Genomic DNA, 24598 nt, shown 5'->3' with positions numbered 1-24598 from the left:
GTGAGGCCAGCGGACATGGATTGTTTTATATGCCGCAGTAACGGCAGGAGTCATTCGAGGGTGCAGGTGTCATTTTGGGAACAAGACCATTTCGGGTATTCCTGCGCCCAGCTGTGTACAGCTCGATAGCCCTCTCAAACGAGATGCCTCCGGAGCGGTATTAATTGACTTAACGTCGGCGGGTATCCCGAGATCCCCCGTGGAGGGTCCTTGCAGTTTGCTGCACTGATCGTCGAGCCCGGACATTTGGTGTCGCGCAACTTGGAGTGACTGATGGGGCGATCTCGGGATCACCGAGAAGAGCTTTTTCATGCCTTGATCATAGGCGATGAATTGGCATGAGAGAGGCACTTCTATGGCAGGCTCGTGTCCATGGTCACATTTCCAGTGCCAGATTTTCCCGATGCTTCCTCACGTTTCCGGCTGGGTCCCGCTCGTGACCTGATTTTCCCGAGGCTCGTTTTGGTCACGTCTCTCGGTGGCGATGCATGGGCTAGGGTTCGAAAACGTGAACCGAACAGAAATCAACAGCCTCTCGCGTGTACGCGCCTCTGCATTCTCGGGGCAGGCTCGGCAGACCCGATTGAGCGCACACCTCTCCCTCTCCGAGCTGGCCAAGGTGTGCGGTGTGGATGCTTCCACGGTATGGAGGTGGGAGCAGGGCAAGCGCGTACCGCGAGGGGAACCCGCACTGCGCTACGCACGGGTGCTTGACACACTTGCCCACGCTCAAGCTGCTGGTGAGGCGGAATGGTGAGCCCCACGACTCTGAGTCGAGCCGAGCTGCGGGCCCTGCCGCCGGTGATCGACCTGGAAACTGCAGGCCGCGCTCTGGGGCTGAAGCGGAGCACCACCTACGTGTTGGCCAAGAGGGGAGAACTTCCTGTACGAGCCCTTCGCCTTGGGAGAGCGTACCGAGTGGTGAGCGCCGAACTACTGGAAATCCTCGGTGTAACGCCCGACTCAGATACTGAGCCCGCCCCTGGCGTAGCTGTGCTCGATCAGACCGCGGTCAGTTGACCGCCCCTGCATGACACTTGCAGCAGCGCGGGGCGTAACTGGCCAAGGTCGGCTCACGCCGCCGCACAGGAGACCTCAGATGAAGAAGCCTATCCAGCCCCAGCAGCCTGGTGAGGTCGTACCATGAGCCTCGACGCAATGGACTGGGTGTGGACACGCTCCACTGCCAAAGGAACCAGCCGTCTGGTGCTCCTGGCGATAGCCGACAAGGCCACCGGGCCGAGGTGCACTGCCTACGCCGGCACGACCATGCTCATCAAGCACACCAACGCTTCCCGGTCGTCGGTGGTGACATCCGTGGACAAGCTACTCGCATCAGGCGAGCTGGCTGTCATCGAGAACACCCGTGGACCGCTGGGGGCGACCGTCTACCAACTCCCCGGAGCTGTCGGGCACATACGAAAGACACCTGGCAAACCGGGCTTCGGGGGTTCGGAATCTGGACCGGTAAAGAATCCGGACCGGTCCGAAAACGAGACCCCCAGGGGTCCAGAATCCGGACCGGAGGGGTACAGAATCCGGACCGGTAGGGGTATGAAATCCGGACCCCAGAACCAGAGAGAACCAAAACACCAAGAGGAACAGCAGCAGCCGCGCGCGAGCGCCCCATCAATGCCCGAGCAGCTACAACCACTTGCCGCCGCGCTGGACGCCGTTGGAGTCATGGTGCGCTGGAACCTCAGCCCCCACCAACAGCACGACCTCGTGCAGCTCCTCAGGCGCCACAGCGTCGAAGCCCTCGTCGAGCTTGCCGCCTGGCGAAGAACCTCTGGCGGCGCACCGAAGCCCGCAAGCTACTGGCTCGCCGTCTGGAGCGACCTCGACTGGGCACCGGCGGTCACGCCCCACGGATCGAGCGTCGTCCCACTCCGCGAACGAGCCGTCCAGACCACCCATACCGACAACCTCGCCGCAGGGCTCGCTCTGCTGGAGCGGGAAGGAACCGCATAGTGGACCGTCAGCACGTTGCCGCCCTGCTGAACCTCTGCGCCACGGTGGACAGCCGCGTACGGCGCGCCATGGCCACCGAGGAACAAGCTGCCGAGACCATCCGTTCATGGACCGACGCTCTCGTCCACGTTCCCGCGGAGGCCAGCGCCGTCAAATGGGATGCGTGCCATGCAGTCCGTCGCTACTACGAGCAACACGGCGGCGACCGGAGCGCACAGTTCCGGCCGATCGAACCCGCTGACATCCTCGCCGCGTGGGCTCCACACCGGGCCGAGCTCATGAACCGCCACGTTGACCCGGCACCTGCTGCTGACCCCGACGACGTCCACGCTTACCAGGCCGAGCTGCGAGCCACTCGTGCAGCGGTTGTCGCCGGCGAGGTCGCTCCAGCCGGGCAACGTCAGCTGAGCAGCCACAGGCGGTCGTCGGAGACCGCGGCCCGCATCGCCGCCATGGGCAGTCCGATACCTCCACACGTACAACGCCAGCTCGCCCCTTATCGCCAGTTCCGTGTCCGGCGCAGAGAAGCACTGGCTGCCCAGCGGCTCATCGTCCCGGCTATCGAGAGCTGCAGCGAGGAGGGGGCGGTGGCCACTTCGCTGCCAGGATGAAGGTTTCCGATGTCGCGTTGGCAGTTTCCTCTGTGACTGTTTTGGGCTGTGCGCTCAGGGAGGCGTACGCGCCCTGCTTGAGCGTTTGCCCGTTGTCAGTGGACGACGCGATGACCCATCAGGCGCCGACGCTCTCGACGGGCAGACCGTCGGCCAAGCTGATCAGACACTTCAGCTCCTCCCAGCTCTCTGGCCCCACCTGTACCGCCCCGCCACCGGGACCGGACAACTCCGTGCGAACGGGCTGGTCCAGGCCCAGAAGGCGGCACTCGCGCTCGATGATGCGCACCGCCCGATCCGTTGCCTGGTGGTCGCCGGAGCGCACAGCCTGCCGGTACATGGGGAAGAACAACCGCTCCAGGCGCTCCAACATCAGCCGTCGTAGGCCATCGGTGCGCTCGTCCAGCGCGGCAGCTCGCTCGATGAGCGCCTTGGAGACGTCCCTGCACGCCAGCTCGATCAGCCGCTTGTTGCTCGGGGGCTCCAGCCCCCTCCGGTACTTGTCGATGCCGTACCCCTGCGGGTAGGCGACGCCGTCGAAGTTGATGAACGGGTCAGCAGCGAGCTTCCGTCCGATGGTCAGCCAGTCGACGCCTGAGACCTTGAGGTCGATAGCGTCGATGCGGCGCTGGGCGATGGCGGCCCGGGTGGCACGGTTGGGGCGGCCCATGAACAGGCTCCAGAGCCCCGCGCCTACACCCCATGATCTCGTAACGGGGCCCAGACCGGCTGCTGGACGGACTCTCCAGCGGCACCCGTTGAGACCACCGGGATGGGGGTAGGGGGTTGTTGGTGAGGATCTTAGTAATCATCCCTGGTCCACCGGCGACCGGTAGACCGACGCCTGGTGCACCGACGCCTGAAAACCCGTCTTCGGTGCACGACGGACCGCTCAGCTGCTGGCGACTGCCCTGACGTCTGTCAATGGTCGTTGTAGGCGTGTGGCGGTTGCCCGCTACACGCCCACCCTGGACGTGGCCGTGCGGTCGTGGCCGTCAGACGATCTCTTCCTCGAGTTCGACGGTCTCGCGAACGTTGCCGTAGGTGGGGGTCTCGTAGGAGCGTCGGCCGGCGACCTGCCACCAGACGGTGGCCAGCAGTAGGACGGCGGCCAGGGCGACAGGGGCGTAGTTGAAAGTCTCGGCCGTCACCGGATAGGTCTGGGGCAGCAGGAAGAGCACGGTCACGAACGCCACCCAGAGCACAGCGATCCATCCGACCCGCGGTCCCCAGCTGCCCAGGGTCCACGGTCCGGGACGGAAGCCTCGTCGGTTGCGAAGCCGTAGGTAGATCGGGATGGCGTAGGCAGGGGTGATGCCGATGACGTTGATGGCTGTGACCGCTCCGTAGGCGGTGGGGCTGTACAGAGACGGCGCCGCGAGCACCCCCGCGACGACGACAGACAGCCACACGGCGCGCACCGGTGTGCGGGTGCGGTCGGAGACCTGCCGCCACCACTGCGACCCCGGCAGAGCGCCGTCCCGCGAGAACGCGAAGACCATGCGGGAGCAGGCAGCGACTTCGGCGTTGCCGCAGAACAACTGCGCCACGATCACGATGAGCAGAAGCGCCTTCGCGCCGCCGACCCCCAAGGCGTCGAGGAAGATCTGCGCGGGCGGCACGCCAGTGTCTGTGTTCTGGGCACCCGTGTAGTTCTGGATGGCGAAGGTGAGGCCGGCGAGGAGGATGCCGCCGGCGAGCCAGGACCAGGCGATGGCGCGGACGATGCCGCGGGCGGCATTGATCTGGGCGCCGGTGGTCTCCTCCGACAGGTGGGCAGAGGCGTCGTAGCCGCTGAAGGTGTACTGGGCGAGCAGCAGACCGATGAGGACCACGTACCAGTGCGGGTTCCAGCCAGTGTCGTTGACGAACTTCCCGAAGACGAACGAGGCCGACTGATGGTGTGACGGCACGGCCCACAACACGCCGACGATGACGGCAACGCCGATCAAGTGCCACCAGACGCTGATGGAGTTGAGGACGCTCACCAGCCGCACGCCGAAGAGGTTGAGTAGTCCGTGCAGCAGCAGGATGCACAGGTAGATGAGCATGGTCTTGCTGGGCGTGGGCTCGAAGTCCCACTGGAGGTTGGCGAATGCACCCGCGAAGAGGGCCGCCCCGTAGTCGATGCCGGCGATGGCCCCGAGCAGGCCGAGCAGGTTCAACCAGCCTGTGTACCAGCCCCACTTCTTCGAACCGAGCTGGTCGGCCATGTAGTACAGCGCGCCGGAGGTCGGGTAGGCGCTGGTGACCTCGGCGAGGCCCGCGCCGACGAACATGACCATCACGCCGACGGCGATCCAGCCCCACATCATCACGGCGGGGCCGCCGGTGTTCAGCCCGAAGCCGTACAGCGTCATGCAGCCGGACAGGACGGAGATCACGGAGAAGCTGATGGCGAAGTTGCCGAATGGGCCCATGCGCCTGGTGAGCACTGGCTTGTACCCGAGCGTGCGCAGCAGTTCATCGTCGCGCATCTCCTGCGGCGGCCGGTCGATCGGACGGAGCCGGCGGCTGTGGATGGACACGAAAGACCTCCCCAAGGTGAGCGAGAAGGCGCAACGACCACGCTGTTGGTTGCGCCCATGGCAAATGGTCAGATCGACGTTCCCGCCGCGGACAGGCATTGACTCCGCGCGCGTACGAAGGCGGCCTCGGCCAACTCCGGACGGTGGGGATCGTCAGTGACGTGGACCCACGGCTGCAAGGCCGCGTGGGGCCCCAGAGTCTCGAATACCGGTGCGGCCTCGACGTATTGGTGAGCGGCCCACAGAGAGAAGGCCAGGTGAGACAGGTCCGCTACCGATCGTCTCAGCGGATCCGCGTCCGTGGTCACGGCAAACCAGTGATGGTATGCCTTGAGAGCGTCGCCGCGAGCGGGGTCTTCGGCCCACTGCCGACGGAGGAGCGGGTCCTCCCGCCCCCTGCGGCGCACTGCGTCGAGCTGTTGGCGGTAGGACTCGGTGTAGGCGTACAGGGGGAGCGCGAGCAGTGCCGATCCGAAGGGGGCCCACGAGGCAACCCATCGTCCGAAGTCGACCGCTGATGCCAAGGCCGCGGCGCCCGTCGTGCAGCTGTTGAGGAACTCGAACATGTGGTGGAACGCCTCACGGGGGTATTGGTCGCGATCCCAGACCTGCCGGAGGAGGCCCCACGGACCCGGCGGCAGCATGTGCTCCCACGGCTTCACCCGGTGCTCGGCCCGCTGCTGATGTTCATCGAGCTGGGCCAGGGCGAGCAAGCACACCCACGGCACCGGATCCGCCGGCCCGGCCTCAGCGGCGATCAAGCACGCCTGACGCGCCACGATCTCAAGATCGTGGGCGCCGACGTAACGCTTTCGGTGAGCGCGCCGTGCCCGCTGAACCAGCACGCGGGCCCACATCACCCGCGCATCGAGGTTGTCCCGCTCCTCCTCCGACCAGGCCTCGACCGTGGTCGTCCCGGCCGCCACCACGCCCAGGACCTGCGTGCGCGTCGTCCGCAGCGCCCAGTCGGTGCCCGTACGGGCGAGCAGGTCCCGCATTGCGACCCACCGCCCGGTCCTCACCTCCTCGACCGCCACGCGCAGCGCGTCGTCGAACCCGGCCGGGTGGTAAACCGGGTGGAACTCGTGCGAGCCGGTCATCGCGTGCTCACCTCTCGTAGGACATCTCTGCGTCAGGGGATCGGCGAAGTCCGTTGCCGCTGTCGGCCGTGCGCTCGTATGCTCCTGGGCAACGCGTCGACGGAGACGAGTAGCCGCGGGATCACGCGAGCCGAGAGAGCTGCCGGTAGCTGGGAAGGCAGCCTTGCGCCCCGGGGTGAAGACCCTCCCGAGCGCGGGGAGGAACGGCCATTCGGCCCAATGCCCCGCCGGCTGGCCCCCGTGACCGGGCCGGAATGAGGCCGTCGCCGTTGAGCGGCGGTGAAAGTGCGGTGGCACCGCGAGTTGCCCTTCTCGCCCGCACTCCCAAGGGATCATGACGAAGTCCTTTGGAGGACTGTGATGATCCACCACACCGGCCGTGTACTCGTCGCTGACCTGCGCGAACACCTCGGCCAGTCCATCTCGATCTGCGGCTGGGTGAACACCCTCCGCCTCCAGCGCAAGATGCAGTTCGTCGTCGTCCGTGACCACACCGGCATGACCCAGGTGACCCACCAGCGCGACGGCGGTGAACTGGAAGCCCAGCTCGAACAGCTCACCCCCGAGTCCGCCGTCCGCATCACTGGCCGCGTCGTCGACAACCCCGTCGTCAAGCTCGGCGGCCTGGAGCTCGTCCCTGAAACGGTTGAGGTGCTGAACCGCGCCGAGACCCCGCTCCCCATCGACGAGCACACGGCCCTGGAGCAGCGGCTGGACTGGCGCTTCCTCGACGTTCGCAAGCGCCCCGCCGCCCAGCTGCTCTTCGCCGTGCAGACCACCCTTGAGCAGGGTATGCGCGACTACGCCTATGCCCAGGGGTGCACCGAGATGCACACCCCCAAGCTCATGGAGACCGCCTCGGAGTCCGGGGCCGAGGTCTTCAAGCTCGGCTACTTCGGCCAGGACGCCTACCTGGCCCAGTCGCCGCAGTTCTACAAGCAGATGGCGATCGCCGCCGGCATCGACAAGGTCTTCGAGATCGGCCCGGTCTTCCGCGCTGAGCCGTCCTTCACCTCCCGTCACGCCACCGAGTTCACCGGCGTCGACGTGGAGCTCGCATGGATCGACGACGTCGAGGACGTGATGGCCTTCGAGGAGCGGATGCTCGCCCACGCCATCGCCCAGGTCGCCGAGAAGCACGGTGAGGCCATCCGGGAGCACTTTGGGATCGAGGTGGCCGTACCCGAGGTGCCGTTCCCGCGGATCACCATGGCCGAGGCCCAGGAGATCCTCCGCGCCAAGGGGTGGGACCGCGAAGGGGTGAAGGAGGACCTCGACCCGGAGGGCGAGCGGGGCATCGCTGCGCACATCAAGGAGGAGACGGGCCACGAGTTCGTGTTCGTCACGCACTATCCGGTGAGCATCAGGCCCTTCTACCACATGCGCCCCGCCGACCAGCCGGACGTCACGCTCTCCTTCGACCTGCTGTGGAGGGGGCTGGAGGTCACCACCGGCGCCCAGCGCGAGCACCGGCATGACGTCCTGCTCAAGCAGGCCGCCGAGAAGGACACGAGCACCGAGCACATGCAGGACTACCTCAACGCCTTCCGCTTCGGCTGCCCGCCGCACGGTGGCCTGGGTATGGGGCTCGGCCGGGTGCTGATGGTGATGCTCGGCCTTGACTCCATCCGGGAGGCCACGTTCCTCTTCCGCGGCCCGAACCGCCTCACCCCGTAGCCGCGAGAGGGAGGTGCCGCCGGCCACCATGCGTGGACGACGGCACCTCCCATGGTCAGTAGCGGGTGTTCCGGAGATCATGCAGCCACGCCTCGGCGGGGTTGTCGTCCCAGTACGCGCGCAGGGCAAGCTCGCGCTCGGAGTAGTTCCCCTGGTGACACAAGCCGCCGTGGGCGAGCGTGATGCTCAGGGCGAGCGGAGACTCCGTGGTGACCCAGTGGGGCGTCAATGCATGGCTCCACAGTTGATCGCCGGGCTCCATGCGGACAGATTGCCGGTCGGCAGGATCGTGCTCGGGGGGCTCCTCCGCGGTGGTCTCCCCGATGACCGCCGCCTCCGCCGGCAAGATCTGGTCCGGGGCGAGGTAGCTGTGGAAGGTCTTCACACCTTCGACCTGCCAGACCAGGCCATGCGAGTTGTCGTTGTGGTAGGTCGAGGCGGCGCCGCGGGTGGAGATGAAGAGGATCGGCGCGCACCGTTGCCAGGTGAATCCTTCCGAGGCCAGGAACGTGCGCCACGGGATCATGACCTGCTCCTGGAAGCCCGCCAGCAGGTCGTTGTAGAAGCGGGCGAGATCGAAATGCACCAGCCGGAAGGGCCAGGCGACGATCTCGCTCAACGGCGCGGTGCGGAACCTCTCGGTGCGTTCCATCCTCACGGTCCAGTCGTCCTCGCCGAGGACCGTGAAGCGCACCGCATCGTCATCCCGCAGGCGCTCAAGGACATCGATGGCCGACGGCAATCGGAACTCGAAGGGGACCAAGGGGCTAGTGATGCGGAAGTTGGGTGGGGTTCGCCATCGGTTGGTGAACTCCATGGCTGTCGTGACATGGGGACGCATGCGGACCTCGTGTGTCATTTGGAGGGTCGGCAGATGGCGGCGCAGTCCGGCGTGACCCGTTCCTCGGCCCGGCTTCCGAGGAACGCCTTGATGGCTGCACGGGGAGCGTGAATGCTGATGCCGGCCTTGCCGTATGGGCAGCGACGTACCTCGCCCTTGGCCGACACATACAGGGCCGAGGAGAGGCACCTGCGGCGCCGTTCCGGGTAGAGCTGCATGGTCCGCAGAGTGGTCAAGTGCTCCTGAAAGTCCGGCGACAGCACGAAGTAGCGGCGCAGCAGCTCGGCGTCCTCGCGTTGCTGTGCCACGTAGTCGTGCAGGGAGATGCCGCCGTGGCGTCGGCCGGCGGGGTCCAGGGTGACGGGGCTGAGCTGAACCTCGACGTCCATGCCCTCCACCAACTGGAGGAGTTCTTGGCACTCTTCGCCCGAGAGCTTCCAGTAGGTGAGGTGCAGGACCTTGACCGATGCCGGGACCGACCGCAGAGTCGTTGCTGCTGATCCCGCCGACCGCTTGGTACGCCCGAGCCGCATCGCGCCGTGCGAGTCAGCGGACACGGTCATCGTCTCCAGCAAGTGGCCGATCTCGCGGAGGCGGCTCACTTCCTCCTGCGTCCGGGCGGAGGTGACCACCGAGACGGGCATGCCGAACTGGTGGGCCAGGCGCACGAGGGTCCGCAGTTCCGGGTGGTGGATCGGTTCACCACCGGTGAGGCAGACTCCCTCGACGCCGATTTCCCTCAACCGCGACAGGGCTCGGGCATAGGTGGCCACGTCGAGGAAGCCGTGGGCGCGGTCGGCACGGAAGCAGAAGCCGCAGGCCACCGCGCAGTGGCCTGCGGTGCTGATCAGCGCGGACCGGAATCGGAGCGGGGACTCGGGTGCCTCCACGGAGGCAGTGGTCTCGAGGCTCATTGCACCCCCGTGTTGTCCCAGACCGCGATCTCCACGGTGCTGGTGTAGAAGGCGCACATCTCCGGGTCCGGGGAATCGCCGCCGACGAGGGCTTGCTCGTTGCGGGACGGGCCGCCGCAGATCGCCAGCGCGGGGCAATCGCCGCAAGCGGGTATTGGGGCCACTGCCTTCGCGGCCCTGGCCAACAGCCCGGGATCTGCGCGTAGTTCGTCGAGTCCGTAGAGGAACGACGGTTCCTCGAAATTGATGTCGCACAGGCTGATCCTGTTGCCGGAGAGAAGCGCAGCGTTGAGACTGCGGTCCCCTTGCATGTGGTCGAACAGCATCGGCCGGCGTGTGTCGAGGGCCTGGAAGGCCCGGTCCAGGACCGAGAAGAGCATCCCGCCGCGCCCCAGGGCCGTCATCCGCGCTTCGTGCAACTCATGAGCCAGATCGCGGCCGTTCACGCGCCATCGTCCGCCTGCGGGGATGGGGGTGTTGACGTAGATGAACTTCAGTCCGAGGTCGTCGATGATCCAGGCCACGGTCTCGGCGAGGCGGCCAATGTTGGCCGCCGTGGGGGTCAGGTTGCAGCCCACATGGAGGTTGCCCGCCGCAAGTAGACGATGGACGTTGCGGCGAATGCGGTCGTCGGCAGGTTGCCCTCCGAGAAGGAGGCGGTTGGCCGAGTTGATGTCCGGTGGGCCGTCGATGGAGACACCGACGCCGTACTCGTAGCGGACGAAGTGTTCCAGAGCCGCCTCGGTCAGGCGGGCGCCATTGGTTACCACGGTTCGACGGACCCTGCCGATGCCGTGCTGACGGGCAAGGTGATCGGCGAGCTCGTCCCCGTACTGCATCAGGTCGAAGCGGATGGTCGGCTCACCACCGAACCACTGGATCGAGACTTCCTCCTGCCCGCTGTTCTGCTCGAACAGGTAGCAGAGCCCTTCGGCCAGTTCGGCCTCGGTCATGTCCGGCTTTCCGGAGTTGGTGTCGACGAAGCAGTACGTGCAGGCCATGTTGCAGCGGTCGGTGAGCGCCACCCGGAGCCCGCTGATGCGGCGCGGCGTCGGGTCCAGGTCGAGGGCGACGAGGCGGTTGTGGAGTGCTTCGCGACGGTCGGCAACGGGGCCGTCCGGGACGAAGCCGAGCTCTTCGAGAGCTTTGTGGGTCGCGGTCGGGGGAACCCCGGTGAGGTCACGGACCTCACCGGGGTCGAGGTAGACACTCTCCAGTGCCACAGGATCGAGGAGAACAGACTCCCCGTCCCGGTCGTACTGGAAGTACTTCCCCCACAGAAGGCGGGGCTGGGCCACTGGAATCAGGCCGCTTCCTCGGCTATCCCCAGCTGCGCCATGACCCTCCGCACGGCCTCCTCGCCGGCGGCCTGGAGCTTGGCCGACGCCGCAGGCGAACCGCCGTCGGCGAGGACGATCACACCCGGCAGCGTCGGGTTCGGCGCCATCAGCGTGATGCCGGCCGGCTCGGTGCTCACGACCATGATCGCGCCCTTGAGCTCGACCCAGTTCATCTCGTCCTTGATCGCCTCCAGGATCTGGGACTGCTTCTGCTGGAACGAGGCACGCTCGCCCATCCACACTCCCGCCTTGCTCTTGGAATCGACGACGTCGGCGTAGATCAAGTGATCCTTCTTCTCCCGTCGCGACTGCGGCATGACTGGCCTCCTCTGGTGTCTTGGTGGGCCTGGCGGTGGGGACGGCCAACTTGACGACGCTGTGCTCTACGGGGGCCGAGAGTGGTCTCTTCAACCCGCATGAAGGCCAGCGCACTGGCCGCTTCGCCGGACGGCTGTCGACAATGGCACTGCACACCCTGGCCGGTGATGAGCATTTATGAGCGATCAGGCCAACCTTCGTTCGCATCGCTCCGGCAGGCACAAGAATGCGGTCCATGGTGACCACTGACCGTCGCCGGTGCGTACAGTGCGGTACGCCACTGAGTCGTTCCAACTCCCTTACACGGTGCCTGCCTTGTCAGCGAGAACCGATCGGGAGGCTTGACCCCGCGTTCTGGACCAATCCGACCGTGCGGAAGGCCGCCGAAGGCTGGGACTTCGGCACCGTCGTGCGGCTGCTCCGCCAGCACACCGGGTTATCGCAAGCAGCCGTCGCCCGGCTGGTCAACATTGACCAGGCCGAGGTGAGCCGTCTGGAGCGCGGGCGGAAAAAGATCCGCGACCGTCGTCAGGTCAAGCAGTGGGGCGAGGCTCTGGGAGTACCGCCTGAACTCATCGGGTTGCTCCCGCACAACCGGGATTCCCTCGCGCCGGCACACCCCGTCGACGGGCGGATTCGTCTCCCAGCCGGGCCGGGACAGCTCCTCCTACCCGCTGGGCAGCTTCTGCCTCCATCGGCTCTGCCGGTGCTGACGGAGCCGGCTTCCGGGCTCAGCAACGACATGGTCGCCGTGACGCTCAACCGAGGCATCGAAGAGTGGGCTCGGATGCCACTCCGAGCCTTGATCGCTGCTGCCCACGCTGTCGACGGTCACGAACGGCACTTCGTAGTGGACGCCAGTGAAGCAGCGCCCCAGGGCCGCGCCCTCACCATCCCCGTGGCCTACGAGCTCGATGACTTCACCTACGGAGTGCTCTGGGCGGTCACCGGATTCGACGCATCGCTGCTCGGAGACGACGCAGACCTGCACAAGTGCCTGGAGTTGTCCCCACAAGACCTGCTGCGCAACGGCAAGAGCTTGGCCAAGGTGAACGGGCTGACCGGCGGGGCTCAGATGTTCCTCGGGTCGCAGGCGTGCGCCCAGTTCATCCTCGACCAACGTGACGAGCTTGCTGACGACCCACTCTTCTGGACGCGCGAGCAGCGGGGAGAAGAAGCGGCCACCTGGTTGTTCTTCAGGCACAAGCACAGGTACCTCCGGGAGACGGCTCCCGTTCGAGCACACAGTGGGGTGGGCCGTGCCTTCTGCGTACCGCGCTGGGCGGTCGACACCTCGCCCGCGTACGAGCGGATCTTGCTCTTCCTCACCTTGGCTCTGATGGAGGCCTACGGGGTCACGACGTGGTTGGTCGACGAGAGTGATCTACAGCGGACGGATGGATTTGTGCTGGTGCCCGGCCGCAAGGCTGCGATCGCTACGTGGGTGCGGACGGAGACGGTTGCGCAGACCAAGCTGACGTCGGGCCGACAAACACTGCGCACGTTCACGGACATCACCCGGCATGCACAGGCGCATTCGGTCACCGCAGCCGGAAGCCCGGGTGAACGTCTCGTGGCGACGGCTGAGTACCTCGGCCTCGACAGCGGGTGGCTCACCCGCCGTTGTCGACAGTTCGCTGCCGGAGGAACTCGGCGGTTGGCGAGACCGCGCAGCCGCCACCTCAGCCTCGCCGCTCTCGACGTCGCCTGCTCCTTCGTCGCGGCCGAATTCCGGTCAACTGGCCGTGTCATCAAGGCGAGGAGTCGATAGCCTGCACGGAACGATCTCCCGACACGTGATCACTCGGATGATAGGGAAGAGGCTGGCACGGTGGCAGGGGCAGCGAGAACAGTCGCGATCTACTCCCTCGGAGGAACGATCGCGATGACGACCGATCCCGCCACCGGCGGCGTGGTACCAGCCCTGTCTGCCCACGATCTCCTCGCAACCGTCCCCGGCCTCGACGCACTGGGCATCGATCTGCGGGTGCACGACTTCTGCCGTGTACCGGGAGCCTCGCTCACCCTCGACAACCTCGCCGCGCTCAGCGAAGCGATCAACGCAATGCTCGAAGGGGGCGAGGTCGACGGCGTTGTAGTCACACAAGGGACCGATACGATCGAGGAGACCGCCTTCTTCCTCGACCTCTGCCACGCGCACGAGGCTCCGGTCATCGTCACGGGCGCGATGCGCAACCCCACCATGGCAGGATCGGACGGCCCCGGGAACCTGTACGCAGCTGTAGTCGCCGCGGCCGATCGGAAGCTGCGGGGAACCGGCTGTCTCATCGTCATGGGCGATGAGGTCCACGCAGCACGGCACGTCCGCAAGTCCCACACCACCAGTCCCGCCGCATTCACGTCACCGGGCGGCGGCCCGCTCGGCAGCATCGCGGAAGACCGCGTTCACCTCGTCGGCAGGCTGCCAGATCGGCCCGCCCCCATGAGGCCGTTGGCACAAGGAGCCAGGATCGGCCTGTACACCGTCAGCCTGGGAGACGACGGAGCCCTGCTCGGTCGGTGGGCCGATGCATGCGACGGCCTGGTCGTCGCTGCCTTCGGGGTGGGGCATGTACCGCAACAGCTCGTGGACACGCTGGAACAGCTCGCCGCGCGTATTCCCGTAGTCCTGGCTTCACGGATCGGCAATGGTCCAGTACTGACCCGCACGTACGGCTTCGCGGGGTCGGAATCGGACCTCATCAAGCGCGGCCTCATCCCGGCGGGCTCACTCAGCCCCTACCAGGCCAGGCTCCTTCTCCACCAACTGATCGCCCAGGGAACAGGGCGCGACGCGATCGCAGCGACCTTCACGACGTTCGCCAACTGACTCCCCAGGCATCTCAGAAGGGAAGGCGTATGCGCGCCCACGAACTGACCATCGGACGGACCTTCGGCGTCACCTTCGACCATGGCGAAGACTTCTTCGACGCCCTCTCCGCCTTCTGCCGTGAGCACGGTGTGCGCCAGGGGTACATCCCCTCGTTCATTGGCGCCTTTGCGGAGGCCGAGATCGTAGGGGCCTGCGAGAAGCTGGAGAACCCGGACGCGCCGGTCTGGTCAAAGACGTACGTCACCAACGTGGAGGCGTTCGGGGCCGGCACTCTGGCCCACGATCCGGAGAGCGGCGCCATCCTGCCGCACATCCACGTCTCCGCTGGACTCAAGACGCAGTCGGCTGACGGGCGTACGAGTCATCTCCTCAGAGCCAAGGTTCAGTTCCTCAGCGAGCTCCTGATCGTCGAAGTCGCTGCGCCCACCATGACGCGTTTGCGCAACCCTGATCTGTACGACGTACCGCTCTTGACATTCGGGTGACCGCGCTCTCCGTTCGGCCTCGGCCGACGACCGGCGTGCTGCTGTGACACTGACAGCGGAAATGGGAGCTGTGGCGGGGCCAATTCTGAGCCCCCGCCACAGTCGATGTGTTGGCTACTCCAGGATGTCCAACGCAGGTAGGGCATCCACGATCTTCATAGTCTCCACGCTCACGGTCACGACCCGCTTGAGAAGGTCGATGATGTAGCGCGGGTCATCTGACCAGTCGTTGGGGTCCTTCACGATGCCACTCGGCTTGTCAGTGGTCACGTAGTACCGGTCGATGATCCACTCGATCGCGGAGCGGGCTCCGAGCTGGTAGCGGTATGCCTCCTCCGGGATGTTGGAGAGGGTGACGCGGCTGTTGTAGATGACGGTTGTCCTGTCCTTCTCGCCCTTGCGCGATGGGAACTTCATCTTGGCCGATACGCGGTACAGCTCAGACGGGGGCGTGTCTTCGGGGCCGGTGACCTTCTCGACGATCCCGTTGTACGGCTCTGCGGACTCGTAGTTGAGATGCAGGTCGGCGAGATCACGGCCTGCATCGGCGAAGCCGTGGAAGTCCAGGACTTTGGGGATGCGGGGCAGGGATTTCTTCAGGTCGGCGACGAACTGCTTGCGGTATGCGATGGAGTGGAGCAGCCCGTAGACGTAGTAGAAGACGTCGTCTTTGGTGATCGTCTCGTCAGCGTAGGTTTCTTGGAAGTCGCAGAGCGCAGCGTCTGTGATGTTGTCGAGCTGTTCGTACCCGTTTTCCTCAGCTGCAGCAAATAGGTCGTCGCCCTTGCCGAGCTCGCGGTAGGTGTAGCGCGGGAAGAACTGGCCGTTACCAGATCCCCAGAATGCCAAGTCTGGGATTCGGTTTGTTGCGCACACCGAGAATGGTTTCTCAATGCCAAGCCCTGGTACATAGAACCCAAAATTGTCAACCTCTGGGGATGGGAAGGCGTCCATCATCCTGGATACCCTGTGGTTGAAGTCGCTATCAAAATAGAGGAACTGCTTACAGAAAGGCCGATATGTTGCCTCCACTGCCTTGCTGGCAGAGAAGGCGACACTCTTTCCTCTTGCCACCTTCGGGATCAGGCTCGAAGACCAGCTGATCCTCTTCTGGTTGCGGTCGATGAACCTCTCTGCATCCTTGGGGGTTGGCTTGGAGATCCCATTCTTAGTGCAGTCGTTTCTGAATTCGTCAACTTGGGTGTTGTAGAACTCGATGGTTGTTTGCATTTTCTGGGCGAGCTTGTCTTCTGAGTAGCTGTACGCCCAGGCATCACGACTGGTCAGCACCCCTTGGGAGAAAGTATTGAACAGAACGGTGCCGCGCTGCACTCCCTTCTCCGTTTTTTCTCCCAGGGGCATGAATGTGGAGAATCTTTCATCGCGATGATTGATCCAGTCCCCTTCGCTGCTCGGGGTTACGCTCTGCCATTCCACGTTCTTTAGGTCTTGCCTGGATAGGATGGCGAGCTTTTGGGATCGATCTAGGTAGTCGCCGATGTCCCGGTAGTAAAGGTTGCAGGACCTCTCGTCGATTTCCGATGCAGGGAGTTTTACGAGGATGAGGATTGCCACGGTGTTCTGGCTTCCAGAACCGAAGATCTTACCTCCTTCCTTTTCCCAGTCGGAGCTCCGCTGATTTCCTCGGAGGTTGTAGCAATAGATCGCATCGAAATCTTCAACCAGCGACTTACGAAGTCCATCCGCGCTGTTTCCGTCGATATATCCACCATTGGAGACGAAGCAGACGATCCCCTGATTCGTGATGCGATCCGAGGCCCATCGGATGGCTCGGATATACGAGTCGTAAAGCGACTTCTTCGTCTTTGCTGTTGACAGTGCCGCATACGTAGATTCGATCCTGCTGTCTAGTGCAGGGTATGCCTGGTTCTGATTGTCGTCGTTTTGGCTTTCTTGACCGACCGAGTAAGGAGGATTTCCGATGACGACGCGGATGTCCTGCTCCTGCTGTCTTCTGGCCCTCTCACTGTTGCCCTCGAGGACACCGAACAGTCTCTCCGTGCTGCACTCAGCAAGCTGGAAGGTATCGGTAAGGACGATGCCCTCGAACGGGACGTACTCGTCACCTTCGTGCTGGTCGTGGAAGGCAGCCTCGATGTTGACTGCGGCAATGTAGTAAGCAAGGAGCACGATCTCGTTGGCATGGAGTTCGCTGACGTACTTGCGCAGGAGGTCCTCGGGCTTGATGAGTCCAGACTGCAAGAGCCGCACGATGAAGGTGCCGGTACCAGTGAAGGGGTCAATGATGTGGACACCGTCATCCGACAGAGAAGCGCCGAAGTACTTGCCCAGGGCCTGGTCGGTGGCGCGCAGGATGAAGTCGACCACCTCGACAGGGGTGTAGACGATACCTAGAGCGTCGGCAGTCCTAGGCAGAGCCGTCTTGAAGAACTTCTCGTACAGCTCGGTGATGACGCGCTGGCGGCCCTCATGATTATCGATGCCGTCAGCTCTCACCCGTACGGACTCGTAGAAGGCGTCGAGGGTTTTGGCCTCCTCCCCGATGGCCTGGTCTTCCAGGGTTTCCAGCATGCGCTGCATGGCCAGGGAGACCGGGTTGTGCTCGGAGAACGCGTAGTCCTTGAACAGCGCGTCGAAGACCGGCTTGGTGACGAGGTGCTGGGCGAGCATATCGATGGCGTCCGCTTCCATGACGCCTGGGTTTATGCTCGCACGTAGTTCCTCGATGAACGTGGCGAACGCCGCCTTCTTATCCGGGAGTTGGAGGGCGGCCTTGATGCGGGCGACGTGTTTCTCGGCAATCTGGGCGATGTCTTTGGCCCAGTCCTCCCAGTACTGGCGCTCGCCACACTTGGTGACGATCCGGGCGTAGATAGCTTCGCGCCAGTCCTCGATGTCGAAGGCGCTCTGTACCCAGCGGGCAGCGGCAGCCTCGCCCTGGGGACTGCCGTCACCGATGGACTCGGTCTCCGGGCCGGCATGGCCGACCATGATGTTGTCGGGGCGCTTCTTGTTCAGCTCCAGCTGGTTGACGGTCGCGTTGAAGCGGTCGTCGTGGGCCCGGAGCGCGTTGAGGACCTGCCAGACAGTCTTGAAACGCTGGTTGTCCGCGAGGGCCTTCTCCGGCGGCACGCCGGCGGGAATGCCGATGGGCAGGATGATGTAGCCGTACTGCTTTCCATCGGCCTTGCGCATGACGCGGCCGACGGACTGGACGACGTCCACGACGGAGTTGCGCGGGTGCAGGAAGAGGACTGCATCAAGGTCGGGGACGTCGACGCCTTCGGACAGGCAGCGGGCGTTGGAGAGGATGCGCGCCCTGTTCTCGCCCGGGTCCTGCTTGAGCCAATCCAGTAGCTCGTTGCGGCGCAGGGTGTTGTAGGTGCCGTCGACGTGCCGTATGTCGCAGTTCAGGATGTTGTCGTCGGTACCGTCGTAGGCGTCGACGACCTCGGCGAACAGATCTGCGATCTTCTTCGAGTCGGCGATGTTTTTGGCGAAGGCCACGGCGCGCTTCATGGGCGCCTCACCTTCCTTGAAGCTGCTGCCGTCGGCGAAGGCTCCAGTGCGCTTGGCCAGACCGTTCCAGCAGCCGATGATCTTCACGGCGTCGTCGAGGGTCGACAGTTCGCTGTTCTGGTCAGCGAGCTGCTGCTGCAACGACGCGGCGGCGTACTCTTCGTCGACGGTGAGGATCAGCACCTTGTAGTCCGTGAGCAGTCCCTGCTCTACGGCCTTGCCGAAGCCGAGGCGGTGGAACTCCGGACCGAACAGCGTCTCGTTGTCCATCGAGACCAGGGCCGCATCGTGCTGCTTGGCATCGGTTTTGGTGTCGTCACTGAAGATCCGCGGGGTTGCCGTCATGTAGAGGCGCCGGGCGGCCTTGATGTAGTCGTTGTTGTGGACCTTGACGAAGTTCGACTCATCCTGTGGCGTAAGGGAGACACCGGTTGTACGGTGCGCCTCGTCGCACAGGATCAGGTCGAACTCCCCAAGGCCGGCCTGCTGAGTCTGCGCGACCGTCGCGATCGACTGGTAGGTGGAGAAGACCACGGTCAGCCCGGGGCCGGCCTCGACGCTGGCCACCTGCTCGATGAGCTTGGCAGGGCTGGTGGTGGCAGGGAAGGCCAGGTCATGCGTGGACATGTCCTGCAGGTCGCTGGCCGCGGCCTGCTTGCTGACCTTGGTGTCGGAGCAGACAGCGAAGCTGTTCATCGGGACCTGGACCTCGGCGGTCCACTCGCGCAGCGTCTGCGAGAGGAGTGCGATGGAAGGCACCAGGAACAGGACGCGAGTGTGCTCGCCCGCGCCTCGTTCGGCCCGCTCCTGCTGAAGCCGTTCCACGATCTTCAGCCCGGTGAAGGTCTTGCCCGTACCGCACGCCATGATCAGCTTGCCGCGATCATGCTTCTGGAAACCGTCGAAGACAGCGTCGATCGCTTCGCGCTGGTGCGGCCGCAGGGCCTTTTTGTGCTTGAGGCGGAGCTCGAAGTCCTCGCCGGGCTCTGGCCAGACGATGGACGCCCAGTCGATGGGGCTCTCGTTGATCTCGGCAAGACCGACACGGGTCACCGGGACCTGCTGGCCGTCCAGAGCGGCCTCGGCGAGGGGGCCCCACTTCTCCGTCGTTGAGATGATCATGCGGCGGGAGAAGCCGCCCTTGCCGGAGGCCGTGAAGAACGAGTCGATGTCGGCCTTCTGGATAGTGTGATGCGGCTCATAGAACTTGCACTGGATCGCGCACAGCCCACCAGTCTCGCGATCCTGTGCCACAAGGTCGATGCCCACGTCTCGCTTGTCGCCATCGGCTCCCGGCCAGTCGGTCCACATCCAGACCCGGCTGAACTGCTGGTTCCACTGCGGGTCGGTCCGCAGGTACTCGACCATGAGTTGCTCGAAGCGCGTGCCGAGGTCACGGTTCGTGCCGGAAACGTTGCGGATCATGCGGAGGACGTCGTGCACCGATGTGGCCACTGTGCGTCGCTTCTCTCTCGTCGTGGATGGGTGGGACCGTGCGCTGGGGCGCGAATGTCACGTTAGACCAGGAGGCCGAGTGGTTGAGTCCTTCCGGCTGCCAGCGCCTTATTCTCCGCCCTGGAGCGCCGCGCGAGCCCGCTGATCGTGAAAACGGAGAGTGTCAGCCAAGATCGCTTCCTCCACCTGATCCGCCCAGGCCGGTAGAGCTCGTTCGCGAGGCTGGGCCTGGTGGAGGCAGCTGGACGAGCAGGCCACGTCCCCGTAGCAGCCCTTACGGGCTCTGAAACGCAGTACCACGCCGATGTAGGGATCACCGATAATCACGTGGTCGTGACGTTGACTCGTTCTGGGGGATGCCGTGGTGAGAGCCTGGATGGTTCGTGCAGGAGCCGATGGCGAGCGGGAGGAAGCCTCCCTCTCGTCCGGTCTCACCATTGCAGGGTGGCCGGAACTCGGGGACATCACAGGCTGCTCGTCCTGGGATGAGCTCAAGGCGGAGATCGGCAAGGCGTACCCCGGAGAGAGCCCGCGAGTGCTCGGCAACTGGCTCGGCCAGCTCTGGCGCTTCCGGTCCGTCCTCACGCCCGGCGACGTCATCGTCCTTCCATTGACGGATGGGAATCTCGCCATTGGACGCGTCACCGGGGGCTACGAGTACCGCGCCGACGAGGCGCCCGGACTGCGGCATGTCCGCACGGTGCAGTGGATGCGCACGGACATCCCGCGGTCCCAGGTTCGCGCGGATCTGCGCGCCACGCTCGGCTCTCTCCTCACGGTGAGCGAGCTGCGCAGATTCGATGCGGTGTCCAGGCTCACTGCACTGGCCGAAGGCCACCCGGACCCGGGCAATCCAGAGGCCCCTGAGGACTTGCGACTGCTGGAAGGGGCCGCAGAGCTGGCCGACAAGGTTGCCGAGGCGTCGGGCGGTCCGATCGAGCTCACGGTGCGCGACTTCCTGAGCATCTGGGGTGCCGTGAGCCGTCGGACCAAGACCATCAGGTCCATCCGACGGGACCTGGCCGAGTTCGGGTTGTCGACGGTTCCGCCGTTCACGGAGGTCCCGGTCGACCGCACAATCCGTGTCATCCCCATTGGCCAAGCCCCAGAGATCGAGAGGAAGACACGAGGACAAGAAACCGGCACCCTGGAACTGGAGACCGTCGAGCCTGATGATCCAGGACCGGAAGTCCTCGACATCCTCGATGAGGAAACACCGCTCGGCTACGAAGACGAGAGCGACGAGGACGAATCTCCCGACACGGCTCCGGTGATGATCACCGTGGGTCGGCTGCCGTCGGCCCGCAGCGAGCTGCGGTCGGTACGGCTGTCCGATCCACTCACCCGGGCTGTCGAGCTCATGTCGGAATACTCCTACGACCAGCTACCTGTCCTTGATGACGACGGTCATCTCCGGGGCTCCATAACGTGGCGGGAGATCGGTGCGACGAACCGTCCGCCGAACGCACTGGTTCAAGATGCCGCAGTACTGAAGGTCCGGTCGGTCCGGACCGACGAGCCGATGGTCGATTGCCTGGCAGACGTTGCCGACTACGGGTGCGTGTTCGTCGTCAACCTGGACGGGACTCTGTCGGGCATAGTCACTGGCCATGACCTGGCTCACCGCTTCGAACAGGAGCTGCGTCCCTACGCATTGCTGGAGGAGCTGGAGCGCCGGCTGCGCCGGGCCCTGTCCTCTGCGCTGCGCCGGATCAAGGAGACGCATGGGGAGTACGGCCAGTCAGGCGATCCGACAAGGATCCAAAAGCTCGCCTCGACGGGCTTGAACTTCATCGACTACGTAAAGCTTCTGCGCCGTGACGACGTATGGGCGGCCACGGGCTGGCAGTTCCCCCAGGAAAGCTTCGCCGAGCGCATGGACCGGGTCAGGGAGATCCGGAACATGACGATGCATTTCCATGAGCTGGACGACGACCGGGCAAGTGCCGTGGAGGAGATCCGTATCGCCTTGCAGATGCTCAAGACCGTAGAGCCGCATGCCTGAGGTAGGTACGCGCCGGGCTGTGGAGACGGACAGCGGGGGTGCGGACGTTGTGGAAGCGGCCTGGCAGGAACTGCTCGGCGCGGACTATGTAAGCGAGGAACTGGTGGCTGCCGCCTGTGCCGAGCCCCGGTTGCGACAGCTCTACCCGTGGGTCGGGATGTGGGAGCTGCACTTCAGCCGGTGTACCGAGAAGCGGTGGACATGGGACGTTCCGTACATCGGGCCGTTGGCGGCAGGGCGGCAGCACGCAGGGCGGTACTACGTTGCGGGGCCATCGCGAACGGAGAAGGTCGGCGTGGCTGCCACTGCCAGGGAGGCCGTCGCGATGGTCGTCGAGCGGCTGCCGGCTGGCTGTGGTCCAGCCTTTGTCGGCACCCCAGAGGAGCTGGCCGAGCATGAGAGGACGGGCCGTCGGTAAGAGACGACGGGGCGAGGAAGCTTCTACCCCGCCCCGTCGTGCTGGTCTCTGCTCTATTCGGCCAGGTCAGCACCCACGACCAGCGTGAGCCATGCGTGAGCGCGCCGTGCACGGACGCCCCTGGACGGGCCCGGATGGGCCCGTCCTACCCGGACGTCGCGCCCTCGCTGACCTGCGCGAATGTACGCACGCCGGACTACGGCTCACCCACCCGGACGATCACTCTGGGACTCATAATCCGTCGGTCGTGGGTTCGAGTCCCACCCGCCCCACTTCGCGGTTCAGGTGCAGAAACGATCCGAGCTGCAACTTCCCCGGTGCGGTGGCTACTCGGACGAACCCGCCGGCGAGACGTTGGTGCAGTCCACCGCCGCCCGCAGTCCCCGGGCCAGCCGCACGCCGTCGTCGACGCCCCAGAAGTGCAGGAAGAACAGCCGCGGTTCCTCGAACAGCATGTGGCTGTGGATCGAGACGATGTCGATCCCGCCCTGCCGCAGGGCGCGGATGACGTGCTGCATCTCCTCCCCCGTGATCACGAAGTCCCCGTTGACGATCGCCCGGCCCCCGCCGGTGGGCTGGAAGGAGATCGCCGTCGTCGCGCCCGTCATCCGGGGCAGGACGCGGTCGTGGTCGACGATCGTCTCCCGGCGGGCGAAGGTGACCTTGTAGATCTCGCCCTCGGTGCCGCCCTTGGTGCCCAGCGCCTCGTCGATGCTGGAGGTGTCCAGGTCGACGTCGGCCGACTCCGGGAGGCCGGTCGCGGGCGGGGTCCCGGTGACGTCCAGCGCCTTGCGCAGGCCCCGGGCGAGGACCAGCTCGTCGTGGTGGAGCCCGTGGACGTGCATCCACCACACGGCCGGTTCGTGGGAGAGCAGGTGCTTGTGGATGGCCGTCTGCCCGAGCCCGTGCTCGTCGAGGACATCGATCACATGCTGCATCTCGTCCTCGGTGACCGCCATGTCGCCCATCAGCATCGTCCGGCCGTCCTCGTAGCGGACGAAGGAGATGAACGACCCGACCCCCAGGCTCGGGATGAGGGAGTGCCCGTAGGACTTCACCCGCAGGTCGTGCCGGAGGAACCCCATCCGGTAGACCTGCTCGCCGCCCATCCGCCCCCGGTGCTGGAGTACGTCGATGACGCCCTGCCAGTCGGTCTCCCGGGTGTTCACCGGATGGATCAGGCCCCGCCGCCCGTGGCACGGGTCCGTGGTGCGGCGGCAGCCGTCGTCGTGGGCCCATGCGGTGCCGGTGCCGGCCAGCAGCGGCGCGAGGGCGGCGGTGGCCAGCACCAGACGCCGGGAAGTCGTCGTGCGCGGCGGAAGGCCGGGGGTTCCGGCACCGTTCTGCGCTCTGTCACCGGTCATATAAGAGCACCTCCGCCGATGATGTAACCACGGTCACACCGCTTGTCCGCGGAAGTGGCTGTAGGCCATACGGGGCCATGCGGGGCCGTACGGCGGCCGAGGAATACGGTGCGGCGCGGCCCGGTTACCCGTCCTGAGCCACATCGACCGAGCCACACACGACCACCACCGGAAGCGGGTAGGCGCGCATGAGCAGCACCGTGGAGCTCACCAAGGACAACTTCGACGACGTCGTCTCCGGCGCCGATTTCGTCCTCATCAACTTCTGGGCCACGTGGTGCGGTCCGTGCAAGCGGTTCGCACCCGTCTACGACCGCGTGGCCGCCAAGCACGAGGACCTGGTCTTCACCAAGGTCGAGACCGACTCCCAGGCCGAGCTCTCGGCCGCCTTCGAGATCAGCTCGGTGCCGACCCTGATGATCGTGCGCGACAACATCGCGGTGTACGCCCAGCCCGGCGCCCTCCCCGAGGCCGCCCTGGAGGACGTCATCCGGCAGGCCCGCGCCCTCGACATGGACGAGGTCCGGGCCTCGGTGGCCGAGGCCCAGGCGAAGGCCGGGGAGGGCTCCGGCCCCGTCAATGGCTGAGCTGCTCCTCGTCCGGCACGGCGAGACCGAGTGGAGCCGTAACGGCAGGCACACCAGCTGGACCGACAAGCCGCTGACCGCGCGCGGCGAGCACCAGGCGGCCGTCCTGCGGCCGTTGCTCGCCGCGCGCCCGGTCGGCCGCGTCCTGGTGAGCCCGCTGGCCCGGGCGCGGCGCACCGCCGAGCTGGCGGGGCTGCGCGACGCCGGCGTCGAACCCGGCCTCGTCGAGTGGGACTACGGCGGCTACGAGGGCGTCACCACCGCCGAGATCCACCGCACCCGGCCGGACTGGTTCCTCTTCGACGACGGGGTCGTCCCCGGCCCCGCCGGGCACCCCGGGGAGTCGCCGGAGGAGGCCGGGGCGCGCGCCGACCGGGTGCTGGCCCGGATCGGCCCGTGGCTGGCGGACGAGGACGGCGGGGACGTCGTGCTCGTCGGACACGCCCACTTCCTGCGGGTGCTGACGGCCCGCAGACTCGGCCTGCCGCCCGCGGCCGGGGCGCTGTTCCGGCTGGACACCGGATCGGTCGGCCGCATCGGCACCGAGCACGGACGCCCGGCGCTGGTGGCCTGGAACGCGGCCGGGAGCCCGGTGGTCCCGGGGCAGCACGGACGCGCGGGGACCGCCGTCTCCGTATGATCGTCCCGGC

General features: G+C 65.6%; 21 protein-coding genes. 12 read left to right on the top strand and 9 right to left on the bottom strand.

Annotation, left to right across the window (positions count from 1 at the left end; genetic code table 11):
• Positions 1 to 484: 484 nt before the first annotated feature.
• The 4 genes from AB8735_RS13650 to AB8735_RS13635 all read left to right on the top strand — a co-directional run bounded on the left by AB8735_RS13650 (position 485) and on the right by AB8735_RS13635 (position 2582).
• The gene (locus tag AB8735_RS13650) at positions 485 to 757 is read left to right on the top strand and encodes a helix-turn-helix domain-containing protein (RefSeq protein WP_372411839.1); all 273 of its coding nucleotides are present in this window, start codon (positions 485 to 487) and stop codon (positions 755 to 757) included.
• Positions 751 to 1020 carry a helix-turn-helix transcriptional regulator gene (locus tag AB8735_RS13645; protein ID WP_372407555.1) on the top strand — a complete coding sequence of 90 codons (270 nt, stop codon included), beginning with the start codon at positions 751 to 753 and terminating at the stop codon, positions 1018 to 1020. Before AB8735_RS13650 ends, AB8735_RS13645 begins: the two co-directional genes overlap by 7 nt.
• 123 nt (positions 1021 to 1143) lie before the next feature.
• A complete protein-coding gene (locus tag AB8735_RS13640) occupies positions 1144 to 1971 on the top strand; it encodes a hypothetical protein (protein WP_372407554.1) in 828 nt (275 codons plus the stop codon).
• Positions 1971 to 2582 carry a hypothetical protein gene (locus AB8735_RS13635; protein ID WP_372407553.1) on the top strand — a complete coding sequence of 204 codons (612 nt, stop codon included), beginning with the start codon at positions 1971 to 1973 and terminating at the stop codon, positions 2580 to 2582. Before AB8735_RS13640 ends, AB8735_RS13635 begins: the two co-directional genes overlap by 1 nt.
• Positions 2583 to 2700: 118 nt before the next feature.
• Here the strand turns inward: AB8735_RS13635 and AB8735_RS13630 are convergent, their stop codons facing one another.
• The 3 genes from AB8735_RS13630 to AB8735_RS13620 all read right to left on the bottom strand — a co-directional run bounded on the left by AB8735_RS13630 (position 2701) and on the right by AB8735_RS13620 (position 6210).
• A complete protein-coding gene (locus AB8735_RS13630; protein ID WP_372407551.1) occupies positions 2701 to 3252 on the bottom strand; it encodes a hypothetical protein in 552 nt (183 codons plus the stop codon).
• Positions 3253 to 3577: 325 nt separating this feature from the next.
• Positions 3578 to 5059, bottom strand: a complete 1482-nt coding sequence (locus tag AB8735_RS13625; protein WP_372411838.1) for an amino acid permease — start codon at positions 5057 to 5059, stop codon at positions 3578 to 3580.
• Between the two features lie 119 nt (positions 5060 to 5178).
• Positions 5179 to 6210: a hypothetical protein gene (locus AB8735_RS13620; RefSeq protein ID WP_372407549.1), complete on the bottom strand. Its 1032-nt coding sequence runs from the start codon at positions 6208 to 6210 to the stop codon at positions 5179 to 5181.
• A gap of 360 nt (positions 6211 to 6570) precedes the next feature.
• Here AB8735_RS13620 and aspS point away from each other — a divergent pair, with 360 nt between their 5' ends.
• Positions 6571 to 7887, top strand: a complete 1317-nt coding sequence (gene aspS, locus AB8735_RS13615; RefSeq protein ID WP_372407546.1) for an aspartate--tRNA(Asn) ligase — start codon at positions 6571 to 6573, stop codon at positions 7885 to 7887.
• Positions 7888 to 7942: 55 nt separating this feature from the next.
• Here aspS and AB8735_RS13610 read toward each other — a convergent pair whose 3' ends face one another.
• Genes AB8735_RS13610 through AB8735_RS13595 form a run of 4 tightly spaced genes read right to left on the bottom strand, consistent with a single transcriptional unit; the run spans position 7943 to position 11299 of the window.
• The gene (locus AB8735_RS13610; RefSeq protein ID WP_372407544.1) at positions 7943 to 8704 is read right to left on the bottom strand and encodes a hypothetical protein; all 762 of its coding nucleotides are present in this window, start codon (positions 8702 to 8704) and stop codon (positions 7943 to 7945) included.
• A gap of 38 nt (positions 8705 to 8742) precedes the next feature.
• Complete coding sequence (locus AB8735_RS13605) at positions 8743 to 9642, bottom strand: radical SAM protein (RefSeq protein ID WP_372407543.1); 900 nt, start codon at positions 9640 to 9642, stop codon at positions 8743 to 8745.
• On the bottom strand, positions 9639 to 10940 hold the full coding sequence (locus AB8735_RS13600) for a radical SAM protein (protein ID WP_372407540.1): 1302 nt from the start codon (positions 10938 to 10940) through the stop codon (positions 9639 to 9641). The genes AB8735_RS13605 and AB8735_RS13600 overlap by 4 nt, the downstream gene beginning before the upstream one ends.
• Positions 10941 to 10945: 5 nt before the next feature.
• Positions 10946 to 11299, bottom strand: a complete 354-nt coding sequence (locus tag AB8735_RS13595) for a hypothetical protein (protein WP_372407537.1) — start codon at positions 11297 to 11299, stop codon at positions 10946 to 10948.
• Between the two features lie 371 nt (positions 11300 to 11670).
• On the opposite strand from AB8735_RS13595, the gene AB8735_RS13590 reads away from it, so the two are divergent.
• Genes AB8735_RS13590 through AB8735_RS13580 form a run of 3 tightly spaced genes read left to right on the top strand, consistent with a single transcriptional unit; the run spans position 11671 to position 14618 of the window.
• Positions 11671 to 13071 carry a helix-turn-helix domain-containing protein gene (locus AB8735_RS13590; RefSeq protein ID WP_372407535.1) on the top strand — a complete coding sequence of 467 codons (1401 nt, stop codon included), beginning with the start codon at positions 11671 to 11673 and terminating at the stop codon, positions 13069 to 13071.
• Positions 13072 to 13131: 60 nt separating this feature from the next.
• Positions 13132 to 14130 (top strand): asparaginase, encoded by a 999-nt coding sequence (locus tag AB8735_RS13585; RefSeq protein WP_372407534.1) that lies wholly within the window; start codon positions 13132 to 13134, stop codon positions 14128 to 14130.
• A gap of 29 nt (positions 14131 to 14159) precedes the next feature.
• A complete protein-coding gene (locus tag AB8735_RS13580; protein ID WP_372407533.1) occupies positions 14160 to 14618 on the top strand; it encodes a PPC domain-containing DNA-binding protein in 459 nt (152 codons plus the stop codon).
• A 114-nt stretch (positions 14619 to 14732) separates the two neighbouring features.
• Here AB8735_RS13580 and AB8735_RS13575 read toward each other — a convergent pair whose 3' ends face one another.
• Positions 14733 to 19544: a DEAD/DEAH box helicase gene (locus tag AB8735_RS13575; protein WP_372407530.1), complete on the bottom strand. Its 4812-nt coding sequence runs from the start codon at positions 19542 to 19544 to the stop codon at positions 14733 to 14735.
• Between the two features lie 406 nt (positions 19545 to 19950).
• On the opposite strand from AB8735_RS13575, the gene AB8735_RS13570 reads away from it, so the two are divergent.
• Together AB8735_RS13570 and AB8735_RS13565 are read left to right on the top strand one after the other, a co-directional pair.
• Positions 19951 to 21579 (top strand): CBS domain-containing protein, encoded by a 1629-nt coding sequence (locus AB8735_RS13570; RefSeq protein WP_372407528.1) that lies wholly within the window; start codon positions 19951 to 19953, stop codon positions 21577 to 21579.
• 19 nt (positions 21580 to 21598) lie between these two features.
• Positions 21599 to 21997: a DUF6193 family natural product biosynthesis protein gene (locus AB8735_RS13565; RefSeq protein ID WP_372407526.1), complete on the top strand. Its 399-nt coding sequence runs from the start codon at positions 21599 to 21601 to the stop codon at positions 21995 to 21997.
• A gap of 326 nt (positions 21998 to 22323) precedes the next feature.
• Here the strand turns inward: AB8735_RS13565 and AB8735_RS13560 are convergent, their stop codons facing one another.
• Positions 22324 to 23361, bottom strand: a complete 1038-nt coding sequence (locus tag AB8735_RS13560; protein ID WP_372407525.1) for a DUF1259 domain-containing protein — start codon at positions 23359 to 23361, stop codon at positions 22324 to 22326.
• A 188-nt stretch (positions 23362 to 23549) separates the two neighbouring features.
• On the opposite strand from AB8735_RS13560, the gene AB8735_RS13555 reads away from it, so the two are divergent.
• Positions 23550 to 23948, top strand: a complete 399-nt coding sequence (locus AB8735_RS13555) for a thioredoxin family protein (protein WP_344018228.1) — start codon at positions 23550 to 23552, stop codon at positions 23946 to 23948.
• Entirely contained in the window at positions 23941 to 24588 is a 648-nt protein-coding gene (locus tag AB8735_RS13550) for a histidine phosphatase family protein (RefSeq protein WP_372407524.1), read from the top strand. Before AB8735_RS13555 ends, AB8735_RS13550 begins: the two co-directional genes overlap by 8 nt.
• The last annotated feature ends 10 nt before the right edge of the window (positions 24589 to 24598 follow it).

The organism is Streptomyces luteireticuli (assembly GCF_041519305.1).
Taxonomy (GTDB): domain Bacteria; phylum Actinomycetota; class Actinomycetes; order Streptomycetales; family Streptomycetaceae; genus Streptomyces; species Streptomyces luteireticuli.
This window is presented reverse-complemented; position numbering and strand designations above follow the sequence as displayed.